Genomic DNA, 13,272 nt, shown 5'->3' with positions numbered 1-13,272 from the left:
GGACGGCATCGGGCAGGACGGCCTCGACGCCGCCCCTATCCTGTCACCGTCGGGGTGCCGCCCCGTGACCCCGCTGCGGAGGAGAGCCCGTGCTCGAGACGACGATGGACGTGCAGCTGCTGCACCGCGCCGCCTCGGCGTACTACCTCGACGATCTGCGCCAGGCGGAGATCGCGGAGCTGCTGCACGTCTCGCGGCCCACGGTCTCCAAGCTCATCGCGGAGGCGCGTCGCATCGGCATGGTGCGCTTCGAGGTGCTCGACCCGAGCGCGGGGGATCTCGCGGACCTCGAGCTGCGGCTGCGGGAGCGCCTGGGCGTCGCCCGGGTGCGGATCGCGGCGGGGGACCAGGTGCAGCGGGGCTTCCGGGGGGTCGGCGACCTGCTGGGGGAGGAGCTGCGGGGGCTGGGCCTGCGGCGCGGGGACGTGCTGCTGCTGTCCTCGGGGAAGACGACCTATGCGGTGAGCGGCATGGCGGGGCTGCCGGAGCTGCCGGGCGTGATCGTGGCGCCCACGGTGGGCGGGCAGCAGGAGCCCGATCCGTCGTTCCAGACGAACGAGATCGTGCGGCGCTTCGCGGATCGCACGCATGCGGAGCCGCGGTTCATGTTCGCTCCGGCGCAGCCCTCGCCGAGCCTGTGGGACTCGCTGCAGGCGGATCCGAGCTTCCTCGCGATCACGGACCTGTGGCGGCGGGCGCGCGCGGTGGTGGTGGGCGTCGGCGAGCCGTACCGCGGCCGTGAGTCGCTGACCTCCGTCGTGCCACGGGACGAGCCGCTGCTCGAGCCGGCGGTGGGGGACATCAACCTCCACTTCTACGACGCCGCGGGCGAGGCGGTCGCCTTCCCGGGCTCGGACTGCCTGGTGCGGCCCTCGCGGGAGCTGATGCGGGACATCCCGGACGCGATCGCGCTCGCGGCGGACGTCCGCAAGGCACCGTCGATCCTCGCGGGCGCCCGGGCGGGGCTGTTCTCGACGCTGATCACCGACGAGCCGACGGCGCTCGCGGTGCTCGCGCATCCCGACTCCGCGGTCTGAGCCTCCTGATTCCTCCTCTGACCTGCGGCGCCCTCAATCGGAACATTTGTGCTTGACGAATGTTCGTAGGTTTGCCTAGTCTCGACACGTCCGCGCCGCCGGGCCGGAACGTATCGAAGGAGATGTGTCCCCCATGAGCCAGTCCCCCCAGATCCCCAGCACGATGCAGGCCGTCGTCATGCACGCGCCGGAGGACTACCGCCTCGAGGAGATCGACGTCCCGCGCCCCGCCGCGGACGAGCTCCTGCTGCGCGTGGAGGCCGTGGGCGTCTGCGCGAGCGACCTGAAGTGCTACCACGGCGCCGCGAAGTTCTGGGGCGACGAGAACCGCGACCGCTGGGTCGAGCCCGGCATCACCCCCGGCCACGAGCTCGTCGGCGAGGTCGTCGCCGGCTCGGAGGAGGCCCTCGCCCACCACGGCGTGCAGATCGGCGACCGCATCGCCTGCGAGCAGATCGTCCCCTGCGGCGAGTGCATGTACTGCCGGCGCGGCTGGTACTGGATGTGCGGGCCCCACGACATGTTCGGCTTCAAGCACTACAGCGGCGCCATGGCCGAGTACATGATCGTCCCCTCCCTCGCCCGCGCCCACCAGGTCAGCAAGGACCTCCCGCCCCACCACGCGGCGTTCTCCGAGCCGCTCTCCTGCTCGCTGCACGCCGTCGAGCGCGCGCAGCTCACCTTCGACGACGTCGTCGTGGTCGCCGGCTGCGGCCCGATCGGCCTCGGCGCGATCATCGGCGCGAGCCACAAGACCCCCAAGCAGGTCATCGCCCTCGACTTCGACGACGACAAGCTCGCCCTCGCCGCGAAGTGCGGCGCGGACCTCACCCTGAACCCCTCGAAGGTCGATGTCGTCGCCGAGATCAAGGCGCTCACCGGCGGCTACGGCGCGGACGTCTACATCGAGTGCACGGGCCACCCGAGCGCCGTCTCCCAGGGGCTGAACCTGCTGCGCAAGCTCGGCCGCTTCGTCGAGTACTCCGTCTTCAAGGACGACGTCACCGTCGACTGGTCGATCATCTCCGACGACAAGGAGCTCGACGTCCTCGGCGCCCACCTGGGCCCGAACTGCTGGCCCGCCGCGATCGGGATCATCGAGTCCGGCGTGCTGCCCATGGAGGAGATCTGCACCCACCAGTTCGGCCTCGGCGACGTCCAGAAGGCCCTCGACACCGTCGGCGACTCCTCCGGCGCCTCCGTGAAGGTCTCGATCGTCCCCGGCCTCTGATCCGCCCCTTCCCCCTTCCCCCGTGCACGAAGGAGTGCAGACATGACGTTCCCCTCGACCACCTCGTCCTCGGCGGGCACCGCCCCCGGGGCCGGGCGCGAGACCTTCCTGGACCGCCTCGGCATCCCCCACGTCCTGCGCTGGGGCTTCCTCGGCGTGCTGCTGTTCATGACGGGCAACGGCGTGGAGTCGAACTTCGTCTCCACGCACATCGCCGAGGCCTTCGGCGGCGGCGACGACAAGATCGACCTCGCCGCGAAGATCATCGCGGCCTACTCGCTCGCGGTGCTCGTGGGCTCCTACCTCGCCGGCGCCCTCTCGGACCTCTTCGGGCCGCGCCGCGTGATGGCGCTCGGCGTCGGGGTCTGGGTCGTCTTCGAGCTCGCCTTCCTCGGATCCCTCGCGATCGAGTCGGTGCCGCTGGTGGCGCTGAGCTACTTCCTGCGCGGCTTCGGCTTCCCGCTGTTCGCCTTCGCGTTCCTCGTGTGGATCAACCACGTCGTGGACAAGGAGCGCAACGGCGCGGGCGTCGGCTGGTTCTACGTCATGTTCACGGGCGGTCTGCCCACCCTCGGCTCCCTCGTCGCGGCGTTCCTCATCCCGCGCCTCGGCGGCGGCTTCGCCGGCGAGTCCGCCGCCATGCTCGGCTCGAGCGTCCTCGTGATCGCCGGCTTCCTCGTCGCCTGGTTCGGCGTCCGCGAGGGGCACGGCTCGCGCCGCCTCGCCCCCGAGGGCGAGACCGCGAGCCAGGTGATCACCGCGGGCGTGCGCCTCACCTTCACGAACAAGCGCATCGCGATGGGCTTCCTGACCCGCCTCATCAACACCGCTCCCGAGTTCGGCATGTTCATCATCCTGCCCAACGTCATCGCGGGCTCCGTGGCCGACGGCGGACTGGGCTGGAGCCAGTCCCAGTGGCTCGTCATGACGTCGATCGTCTACGCCGGCAACATCCTGTTCAACGCAGCCTTCGGCGCCCTCGGCGACCGGGTCGGCTGGGTGACGACCGTGCGCTGGTTCGGCATCCTCGGCTCCGCGATCGGCCTGCTGCTGTGGTGGTACGTGCCGCACATGGTGCCGGCCGGCTCCGACTGGGGCTTCGCCGTCTCGGTCGCCGCGGGCACCGTCTTCGGCATCATGCTCGCCGGCTTCGTGCCGCTCGGCGCGATCATGCCGGCGATCGCCCCGGAGCACACCGGCGCCGCGATGGCCATGTACACGACCGCCGCGGGCGGGGCGACCTTCCTGGGCAGCGCCGTCGTCGCGATCGTCCGCCCGCTCGGCGGGAACGTGGCCGTGGTCTGGGCGTTCGTGGCCCTCTACGCGTGCGCCTTCGCCATGACCTACTTCCTCAAGGTCCATCAGCCGCGGCTGCACGGCCCCGTCCTCGAGTCGGCCGACGAGGCCGCCTGACCCCACCCGGCACCCCCTCTCCGCAGCACCTCACGAAGGAGCACCCCATGAGCACCACCCCCACCCCGTCCCCGCTGTTCGACCTCACCGGCCGCACCGCCCTCGTCACCGGCGGCGCGAAGGGCCTGGGCCTCGCCATGGCCCGCGGCCTCGCCCAGCACGGCGCCCCGATCGTCCTCGCCGACATCGACGACGAGACCGGCGAGCAGGCCGCCCGCGACCTCGCCGCCGAGACCGGCGTGCGCGTGGACTACCGCCACCTCGACGTCACCGACCAGGCGGAGGTCGAGCAGACCGTCGCCGCGATCGACGACGAGGTGGGCGGCATCGAGATCCTGCTGAACAACGCGGGTTGCACGATCCACCACCCGCTCGAGGACGGCGACGCCGAGAAGTGGCGCGCGGTGATGACCCTCAACCTCGACGGCGTGTACCACGTGCTCTCCGCCGTCGGCCGGAGGATGCTCGAGCGCGGCCACGGCAGCATCATCAACACCGGTTCGATGAGCGGCATCATCGCGAACGTCCCGCAGACCCAGGCGTCCTACAACGCCTCGAAGGCCGCGGTCCACAACCTCACCCGCTCCGCGGCCCTCGAGTGGGCCGAGCGCGGCGTGCGCGTGAACGCGATCGCCCCGGGGTACATGCGCACCGAGCTGACCCGCGGCTTCTACGAGGCCGGCGGCCCGCAGATCGACCAGTGGAACCTCATGACGCCGATGAAGCGCCCGGGGGAGCCGCACGAGCTCGCGGGCGCCGCCGTGTACCTCGCCTCCGACGCGAGCTCCTTCGTCACCGGCTCGGTCCTCTCGATCGACGGCGGCTACACGGCCGCCTGACGGCCCCCGACGGCCCCGTCCTGCCCCTCATCCCGGAGAGAGTCCCATGACCTACCTGTTCGACGATCCCCTGTCCTTCCCCTCCGACGCCGTCGAGGGCCTCGTCGCGGCGCACCCCGAGGAGCTGCTGCGCGTGCACGGCGGGGTGGTCCGCGCCGCGGCCACCCCGGCGGGGCAGCCCGCGCTCGTGGTGGGCGGAGGCTCGGGGCACTACCCGGCCTTCGCCGGCTGGGTGGGGCCGGGCTTCGCGCACGGCGCGCCCTGCGGGAACGTGTTCTCCTCGCCGTCCTCGGACCAGGTCCACGCGGTCGCGCGGAACGCGGAGAACGGCGGCGGTGTGATCCTCGGCTTCGGCCATTACGCCGGGGACGTGCTGCACTTCGGCGTCGCCGCCGAGAAGCTGCGCGCCGAGGGGATCGACGTGCGCATCGTCGCCGTGAGCGACGACATCGCCTCGGGGCAGGGCGGGGACCACCGCGACCGGCGCGGCATCGCCGGCGACCTCACCGTCTTCAAGGTCGCGGGCGCCGCGATCCAGGAGAGCGCGGACCTCGACGAGGCGGAGCGCCTCGCGTGGAAGGCGAACGACGCGACCCGCTCGCTCGGCGTCGCCTTCGACGGCTGCACCCTGCCGGGTGCGGAGGACGCCCTCTTCCACGTCCCCGAGGGGCGGATGGCGATCGGCCTGGGCATCCACGGCGAGCCGGGCATCGACGAGGTGGACATGCCGAGCGCGGCGGATCTCGCCCGCGTGCTCGTGGACGGCGTGCTCGAGGAGACCCCCGAGCTCGACTCGGACCGCGTCGCCGTGGTCCTCAACGGCCTCGGCACCGTGAAGCACGAGGAGATGTTCGTGGTGTGGAAGCACGTCGCGGGGCTCCTCGCCGAGCGCGGCCTCACCGTGGTGCGCCCCGAGGTGGGGGAGCACGTGACGAGCCTGGACATGGCGGGCCTCTCGCTCACGGTGATGCGCCTGGACGAGGAGCTCGAGCGGCTGTGGCTCGCCCCGGCGGACGCCCCGGCCTTCCGCCGCGGCGCCGTCGTAAAGGGTCCGCTCGGCGAGGAGCGCGGGGAGGTCTACGCCCCGGGCGAGGACCCGATCCCGGAGGCCTCGGCGGAGTCACAGGAGGGCGCCGCGCGCGTGCTCGAGGTGCTCGGCGCGGTGGAGGAGCTGCTCACGGGGCTCGAGCCGGAGCTGGGGCGCATGGACCAGGTCGCCGGGGACGGCGACCACGGGCAGGGCATGCTGCTCGGCATCCGTGCCGCGCGCGCGGCCGCGCAGCGCAGCGTCGAGGGCGGCGCGGGCGCCCGCACGGTCCTCGTGCAGGCCGGGGCGGCGTGGTCCGCGGAGGCCGGCGGCACCTCCGGTGCGCTGTGGGGCGCGGCGCTCACGAGCCTCGGCCGGGCGCTCGCCGACGACGCCGCCGTGACGGGCGACGCCCTGCGCACGGGGCTGATCCAGGCGGTCGAGGCGATCGAGCGCCTCGGCGGCGCGCAGGTGGGGGACAAGACGATGGTCGACGCGGCCGTCCCGTTCCGCGAGTCCCTCGCCGCGGCGGGCGGCGCCGACGGCGGGGCGGCGGGCTCCACCGGTGCCGCGATCACCGAGGCCGCGGCGAAGGCCACGGCGGCCGCCGAGGGCACCGCCGAGATCGCGGCGACCAAGGGCCGCGCCCGCAACCACGGGGACAAGTCCGTGGGCACGCCGGACCCGGGCGCGATCTCCTTCTCCCGCATCGTCACGCTGCTCGGCGAGCAGCTCTCCTGACCCCGAACATCCACCCTCACCTGGAAGGTCCTCCCATGGCTCTGCGCATCATCACCGGATCCGACAACGCCGGCTTCGGCCACAAGTCCGCCCTGAAGGAGCTGCTCGAGAACGACCCCCGCGTCGCCTCCGTGGCCGACGTCGGCGTCGGAGGCCGCGAGGATGGCGAGCTGTACCCCAACGTTGCCGTCGCCGCGGCGGAGAAGGTCGCCGCCGGCGAGGCGGACCGCGCCCTGCTCGTCTGCGGCACGGGCCTCGGCGTCGCGATCGCCGCGAACAAGGTGAGCGGCATCCGCGCCGTCACCGCCCACGACCTCTACTCGGTGCAGCGGTCCGTGCTGTCGAACAACGCGCAGGTCCTGTGCATGGGTGAGCGGGTCATCGGTCTCGAGCTCGCCAAGGAGCTCGTCAAGGTCTGGCTCGACCTCGAGTTCGACCCCACCTCCTCCTCCGCGGAGAAGGTCGACGCGATCTGCGCCTACGACGGGTCGCTCGAGAAGGGCTGAGCCCGGCCGGTCCCGTGGGCTCGGGGCCGGGGCGGCTTGGTAGGTTCGCACGATGGACCTCGTCGCCCCGGACCCCGCCCTGTTCCCGTCCTTCCGCACCTCGATGCGCGAATGGGACGGCGCCCACCAGGACGGCGCGGGCATCCGCGACGCGGCCTCGCTGCTCGAGCGGGACGGCTTCGAGACCTGGGTGGCGCAGCTGCTCGCCGAGGAGGCGGAGCCCGCCGGACCGGGCTTCGTCACCTGCACCTACCGCTGGCTGGTCGAGGACGGCGAGTACCTCGGCAGCGTGGCCCTGCGGCACGAGCTGAACGACTTCCTCGCACGGTTCGGCGGGCACGTCGGCTACGGCGTGCGACCGTCGGCCCGGGGCCGCGGCCTCGCGACGCAGGCCCTGCGAGGGATCCTCCCCTTCGCCCGCCGCCGCGGCATCGACGAGGTGCTCGTGATCTGCGACGAGCAGAACCCCGCCTCGCGCGCGGTCATCGAGCGCTGCGGCGGCCGCTTCGAGGACGCGGTGCAGGACGACGACGGCCGCTCCCTGCGGCGCTACTGGATCGGGACCAGCCTGAGCGCCTGAGCGATCGGCACCGCGCTCGCGGCCGCCCACGTCTGGGGGCGGCCGGAGGCGGGGTAGGGGGGCGGCGGACCGGTCGATCGTGGTCATGGGGGACTCCTCGGGCGGGGCGCGGGGCCGGACGCTGCCGGCTGCTGACCCGAGAAGTGGACCGCGGAGGGGTGAGGCCGCGATGAGCGGCCGATGAGAGCTCTCTCAGACGGAGAGGCGCCTGGTCAGGCCGCCAGGCCGAGGCGTGCGAAGGCGCCGCGGAAGATCGTCAGCCCCTCGAGGCCGGGCATCTTCTGGACGCGCTTGTCGAGCTTGTCGAGCTCGTCGAAGTGCCCCTCGAAGAGGTGGCCCATGACGTGCTTGACCTCGGAGTCGTCCATGACGCCGGAGCCGACGGGCCGCCACACCTTCGCGAGGATCATGCGGGTGAGCTTCTGCGCGGCGGTCGAGGCCTCGAGCCGCTCGCGGCCCTGCGTCGTGTAGAAGGCGACGTGCCGGGTCTCCTGCTGGGCGATGCGCTGCAGGAGCGGGGAGAGCACAGGGTGCTCGACCATCGCGGCGAGGCGGCGGTAGGCGGCGACGGCGGAGAGCTCGTTCGCGGCGCCCCAGGTCATGTGGACGGCGACGAAGTCGGTGCCCGCGAGGTTCGTCAGCGCGGACTGCTTGAAGGCGGCGAGGGAGCTGTACCAGCCGAGCTTCACGCGCTTGGCCTTCACCTCGTCGTAGTCCACGAGGATGCCGTGGCGGGCGAGGACGTCCGCGAGGGCCTTGCCGTGCCAGAACTCCTCGCGGTTCCACATGGTCATGAAGCCGCCGGCGTCCTCCTCGTGATGGGAGGGGGTGACGAGCATGTCCCGCAGGTAGCAGCTGGTGTGGAACTCGACGTCGCACATGTAGCGCAGGTCCCGCAGCGTCGCCTCGTCCAGCGGCTGGCTCTCGAAGAGGGAGAAATCGAGGTCGTCGTACTGGAGCGGCTCGGAGGTCGTCGTGAACTTGTCGAGGTCGAAGGCCATCTCAGGCTCCTGTTCCGGAGTCGCGAGCGGTGAGCGAGGGGAGGGCAGCGCGGGTGCGCGCGCTCACGCGGGAGGAGGGGCCCAGGGGGAGGTCCGCCCCGGGCAGGAGGCGCGTCAGGTCGTGGCGCGCGCGGTCGAGGGCGGCGAGATCGGCGGGGTCGGCGCCGAGCTCGGCGAGGGCGGCGGGCAGGTCCGGGTCGGGGACGCCGCCGCCGTGCAGGGGGTCGTCGAGGGTGAGCACGAGCCGCGCGGCGATCGCCTCACGGCGCGAGCGGGTGACGCGGGCGGTCGCCTCCGCGCGGAGGAACGCGATCGCGTCGTCGTGGCGGCCGGCGACCTCGAGGGCGACCCGTCGGGCCTCCCCGTCGAGCCGTCCCGCGAGCAGGGTGAGGGCTTCGCGCAGCCAGGTCTCCTGGATCGCGAGGCGCATCATGTGGCCGGCGGTGACGGCCTCGCCGGCGAGCACGGTCCACAGCGGGGAGAGCAGCGGCTGCACGCGGGCCACGTGGATCCGGCGCAGCGTCGTGGCCGGGCCGGCGGCGGCGAGCGGGCGGGGGCGCTCGACGGGGTCGTCGAGGGTGAGCACGTCGCGCAGGGCCCGGGCCTGCCAGTAGCGCTCCACGAGCCAGGTCGCGAGGAACGCGGTTACGCGCGCCTCGTTGCCGGTCCAGGTGGCGAGCATGGCGCGGGACTCCGCGAGCGCGGATCCCTCGAGCCGCTGGATCACGCCGAGCGTGCGCGCGACGGCCGGGTCGAGGGGCTGGGCGGCCACGGCGGCCGTGTCCACGGGGAGCCGACGGTGGGGCGTCTCGAGGTAGCCGTCGAGGTCGACGTCGGTCACGACCACGCGGTCGATGCTGTCGTCGAGGTGGAGGTGCCCGTCGTGGAGCCCGCGTGCGGGGTCCGTGACAGGTCGGATCGTCGCGCCCGCGCTGATCGTCACGAAAGGGGCTCCTCACCATGCCTGCCGACGGTGCCCGGACGAGCCCCGGGGGCCCTGGGCACCGCGTCCATCCTACGGCTCCGGAGGTTCGGCGTCGCGCCCGGTGAGGGGCGTTCTCGGGTGGTCCCCGTCTCCCCAAGATGCGCGAAGGGTTCGTTGGTAGGTTCGTCGCGTGATCGTCCCCGGTGCCTCCTCCCTCCCGGAGACCGGCGGCCGCGACGACCAGGTCGGCCTCCCCGATCCCGAGGAGCTGCGGGTCGCGCTGCGGCCACCGGAGCTCCCGCTGCCTGCCCCGCGCACGCCGCTCGAGCTCGCCCAGCGTGTGGGCGATCTCACGCACGCGGAGCGCTATCGCGAGGCGGTGGCCCTCGCCGCCATGCCGCTCCCGGGGGGCGGCTCCGTCGTCGGCCATGCCCCTGTTCCCGCTCCTGTCGCCGCGGACCTCGCCGTGCTCGCCTCCGCCCGCCTCGCGGCGCTCGCGCGCGTGGGCACGGACGAGGAGGTCGCCGCCGCCGCCGGCGATCTGCTGCGCGCGCAGCGCCGGGCCGGCCACGCGGCCCAGGCCGTGGCGACCGCGCAGGTCCTCCTCGAGCGGGGCGTGCTGCGGGAGCCGGCCGACGGCGGCGAAGGGTCCGACGGCCCCCGCGCCGGCCGGCGTCGCGCCGCCCCGGCGACCGTCACCCCGGAGCTGCTCGCCGTGGTCCGCGAGCTCGACGTCCCGCATCGCCGGGCCCGCGGCGCCGTCGGCCCCGCGTGCGCGGATCTCGCGGGCCCCGCGGGCCCCGCGGACCCCGCCGCGACCGCGACGGACCCCCGTCGGCGGATCCGCGTCCTCCGCGCGGCCCTCGACGCCCTGCCGGCCGCGCGCGCGGACCTGCTCGGCGCGCCGGAGCCGATGCTGCGCCTGCGGCTCGCCCAGGCGCTCGAGGCCGCGGGTCTCACGGAGTCCGCGACGACGGCTGCGCTCGACGCCCTCGAGCTGCTCGAGGAGGTGGACGCCGACCCCGAGGCGGAGGCCTCGCGCCGGGCCGATCCGCACCGGGTGCGCATCGCCGCCCACGCCGTCCTCGCCCGTACCCTGCGCGCCTCGCATCCGCTCGCCGCGGTGCGCCACGCCCTCGATGCTCTCGGCGTCATGCGCCGCGTCGAGGACGCGCCGCTGCGCGTGGGCCTCGTGACGGACCTGCTCGAGGCGCTGACCGCGGCCGGCCTCGAGCGGGATGCCTCCTTCGCTGCGGGCCGCCTGGCCTCCCTGCAGCGCTCACTGCGGCGGGACGAGCTGCGCACGGGACCGCTGCTCGCGGTCGCCGGCCAGCGGATCCGGGTGGGGCGGGCAGACGAGGCCCGCGAGGCGCTCGAGGAGGTGCGTCGGATCGCGCGCGATCACCGCGACCGGTCGACCGATCTCGAGGCCGCGCGCCTGCTCGCGACGCTGTACGAGCGCGAGGGTGACCTGCGCGGTTCCTTGCTCCAGCTGCGCCGGGTCGCGGCGGACGCCCGCTGGCTGAGCGACGACCTCGCGACCCCCGCCCCGCGGCGCGGGCCGTTCCTGCGGATCGAGCTCGAGGCGCTCGCGCTCGTGCTGCGCCGTGCGATGGACCTCGGCGAGACGCCGACCGCGCGCGCCGCCGCCCGCGCGATCGAGCGCCGCACCCGGCCCGACGGCGGACGGCTCCTGCTGCCCTCGGCCCTGCTGTGGGACCACCGGGTCGATGCGCGGGTGGGGGAGCTCGTGGCGGTCGCCGCCGCGGAGCCCGACGCCGAGGAGCTGCCTCAGCTGCTCGACGGCGCCCGCGAGGTGATCGGCCTCGCCCCGGGCGGTCATGAGGAGCGCGCCCTGTACTGGCGCGCCTACCTTGACGAGCAGCATGCGCTGCTGCTCGAGCGCCGTGGGGAGCGGGAGGCGGCGCTCGCCGCTGCGCTGCAGGCCCAGGCGCAGTGGCGCAACCAGGACGCCGAGGCCGACGACCTCGAGCGGATCGACGCCCTCGTCGGCCGGCTCTCCGCGGAGGCCTGAATCCCGCCGCCTTTCCTCCCCACTCGACGTTATCCACAATTTCGATGGGTTCTCTCGATGTGCTCGCCTTCGTCGATCAGACGTTCTAAAATAAGGGGAGCGGAACGGTGGGGATTCATGGGGATCCCCGGCCCCGATGAGCACGAGGAGGTGTGGGGATGTCGGCTCCGGTCAAGGCTGTCTCCGGGCAGGCCTCTGCTTCCCAGCACCCCCTGGCGTCCGTCCTCGCGGTCCCTTCGGTGCCCGTCCCGCCCGACTCCTCGGCGCCTGCCCCGCAGGCTTCCTCGGGCGCCGCCCCCCCTCCCGTCGCCCTGGACGCTCGCTCCCTCCCGCGCCGTCTGCGGGGTTCCGTGCGAGGGCGCAGCGGGGTCACGGAGGAGAACCTCGATGCCCGTGCGGAGGTCGAGGAGGGCTCGCCCGAGTCGGCGGCGCTGCAGCGGATCCTGCGCCGGCGTCGCGAGGTGCAGGCGGCCGCCTATGTCGCGGAGCTGACGGACCTCGCGGAGCTCTGGGTGGAGGACGCGGGGGACGACGGCGACCTGAACGCCGTCGCGGTCGGTGTGGTGCTGCGCGCCAAGCTCGGCCGCGCCGCCGGCCGCCTCCGTGATGCGCGCATGGCCGTCGCCGATCTCCCGCGATGCCTCGCCCAGGTCGGGTCCGGCGCCCTGCCGCCGGAATGGTGCGATCACCTGCTCCGCTCCGTCCGCAGTCTCACCGCTGCTCAGCGTACTTTCGTCGACGAGCAGGTCTCGTCCTGGCAGCTCGAGACGCTCCCGGCGGACAGGTTCTGGACCCTGCTGCGGCAGCTCGTCGCCTGGGTCGACACAGCCGCCGCGGCGGGCGGCACCGCCGAGTCCAAACGGGACGTCGAGCTCGTCCTCCCCAGCGAGGACGACGGCACCGCGCAGCTCACCGTGACCGGCCCCGCCCCGGAGATCCTCGACCTCGCCAAGCGCCTCGACCGCGCCGCGCATGCCGTCCAGGATGCGCAGCGCCACGCGCTCGCCCGCATCGGCGCCGGCGAAGCGGGGGTGGCGATCCCCTGGGACGTCCACGGTGACGCCGCCCGCACCGGGGCTCCGATGCCGCTCGGTGCGATCCGCTACGTCCTCCTGACCCGCTCCGAGATCGGGACCGACGGCGTCCCCGTCCCCGCCGCCGCGGTGCGGATGAACCTCGTCGTCCCCGTCCTGTCCCTCCTCGGCGTGACGGATGCGCCGGGGATGCTGGACGGGACGGTGCCGATCCCTCCTGCCATGGCCCGTGACCTCGCGGCGAACGCGACCGCCTGGCACCGGGTTCTGACGGATCCGGTCACCGGGGAATTCCTCCCCGTCGCGGCGACGACGTACCGGCCGTCCACGGCGATGGTGGAATATCTCAAGGTCGTCGACCCGATATGTGCCGTGCCCGGCTGTTCGCGGCGGGTCGTGGATATCGGGGAATCGGACCATATCCAGGAATTCGACCATATCCGTCCGGGCAGAGGCGGTGCCACGAGCCCGGAGAACCTGCACCGGCTGTGCCGCACCCACCATCGGATGAAGACCAGCAGGGCTCTCGACCCGGAACGCACCGACACCGGCAGCACGAGGTGGACGGTGGGGGAGCTGACCTCCACGGAGGTCGAGGCGCAGCGTGACCTCGTGACACAGGTCCTCGCCGCGGACTTCCGCACGGCCTGGGACCGCTACCAGGCGGGGCTCCGCGCGAAGCGGGACGCCGCCCTCGAGCGGGAGCTCGAGGCGGCGGGGTTCTTCGCCCGCTCCGTGGAGGACGAGCTCCACGAGGAGTACCTGCTCCGTCGCAGCGCCCAGCTCGTCGAGTACTACGAGGACTGGCAGGGGCCCGCCGGGATCGACCCGCCGCCCCCGCCGCCGCTTCCCCCGCTCCCGCCTCCGCCACCCGATCCGTTCGACGTCCCGCCGCCGTTCTGA

11 protein-coding genes are annotated in these 13,272 nt (G+C 73.6%); 9 read left to right on the top strand and 2 right to left on the bottom strand.

Annotation, left to right across the window (positions count from 1 at the left end):
- Nucleotides 1-89 precede the first annotated feature (89 nt).
- The 7 genes from ABD080_RS03595 (at nt 90) to ABD080_RS03565 (ending at nt 7,374) form a co-directional block, all read left to right on the top strand.
- Entirely contained in the window at nt 90-1,037 is a 948-nt protein-coding gene (locus ABD080_RS03595) for a sugar-binding transcriptional regulator (protein ID WP_343903670.1), read from the top strand.
- 133 nt (nt 1,038-1,170) lie between these two features.
- The gene (locus ABD080_RS03590) at nt 1,171-2,268 is read left to right on the top strand and encodes a zinc-binding dehydrogenase (protein WP_137769189.1); all 1,098 of its coding nucleotides are present in this window, start codon (nt 1,171-1,173) and stop codon (nt 2,266-2,268) included.
- Nucleotides 2,269-2,310: 42 nt separating this feature from the next.
- Nucleotides 2,311-3,681, top strand: coding sequence for an RbtT/DalT/CsbX family MFS transporter (locus ABD080_RS03585; protein WP_343903669.1), 1,371 nt, complete (start codon nt 2,311-2,313; stop codon nt 3,679-3,681).
- Nucleotides 3,682-3,728: 47 nt separating this feature from the next.
- Nucleotides 3,729-4,520 (top strand): SDR family oxidoreductase, encoded by a 792-nt coding sequence (locus ABD080_RS03580; RefSeq protein WP_343903668.1) that lies wholly within the window; start codon nt 3,729-3,731, stop codon nt 4,518-4,520.
- 46 nt (nt 4,521-4,566) lie between these two features.
- Nucleotides 4,567-6,288, top strand: coding sequence for a dihydroxyacetone kinase family protein (locus ABD080_RS03575; protein ID WP_343903667.1), 1,722 nt, complete (start codon nt 4,567-4,569; stop codon nt 6,286-6,288).
- A gap of 35 nt (nt 6,289-6,323) precedes the next feature.
- The gene (locus ABD080_RS03570) at nt 6,324-6,794 is read left to right on the top strand and encodes a ribose-5-phosphate isomerase (protein WP_343903666.1); all 471 of its coding nucleotides are present in this window, start codon (nt 6,324-6,326) and stop codon (nt 6,792-6,794) included.
- Between the two features lie 52 nt (nt 6,795-6,846).
- A complete protein-coding gene (locus ABD080_RS03565; RefSeq protein ID WP_343903665.1) occupies nt 6,847-7,374 on the top strand; it encodes a GNAT family N-acetyltransferase in 528 nt (175 codons plus the stop codon).
- 212 nt (nt 7,375-7,586) lie between these two features.
- On the opposite strand, the gene ABD080_RS03560 is transcribed toward ABD080_RS03565, so the two are convergent.
- Nucleotides 7,587-8,375, bottom strand: coding sequence for a ferritin-like domain-containing protein (locus ABD080_RS03560; RefSeq protein ID WP_137769183.1), 789 nt, complete (start codon nt 8,373-8,375; stop codon nt 7,587-7,589).
- Nucleotide 8,376: 1 nt separating this feature from the next.
- Nucleotides 8,377-9,318, bottom strand: a complete 942-nt coding sequence (locus tag ABD080_RS03555; RefSeq protein ID WP_343903664.1) for a hypothetical protein — start codon at nt 9,316-9,318, stop codon at nt 8,377-8,379.
- 172 nt (nt 9,319-9,490) lie between these two features.
- Between ABD080_RS03555 and ABD080_RS03550 the strand changes: the two genes are divergently transcribed.
- Both ABD080_RS03550 and ABD080_RS03545 read left to right on the top strand, forming a co-directional pair.
- Complete coding sequence (locus tag ABD080_RS03550; protein ID WP_343903663.1) at nt 9,491-11,335, top strand: hypothetical protein; 1,845 nt, start codon at nt 9,491-9,493, stop codon at nt 11,333-11,335.
- A gap of 350 nt (nt 11,336-11,685) precedes the next feature.
- On the top strand, nt 11,686-13,272 hold the full coding sequence (locus tag ABD080_RS03545) for an HNH endonuclease signature motif containing protein (protein WP_168197988.1): 1,587 nt from the start codon (nt 11,686-11,688) through the stop codon (nt 13,270-13,272).

It is taken from the genome of Brachybacterium rhamnosum (assembly GCF_039526185.1).
GTDB classification, from domain to species: Bacteria; Actinomycetota; Actinomycetes; order Actinomycetales; family Dermabacteraceae; genus Brachybacterium; species Brachybacterium rhamnosum.
Note: the sequence above shows the minus strand (reverse complement) of the source record. Positions and strands in the feature narration are given on the sequence as shown.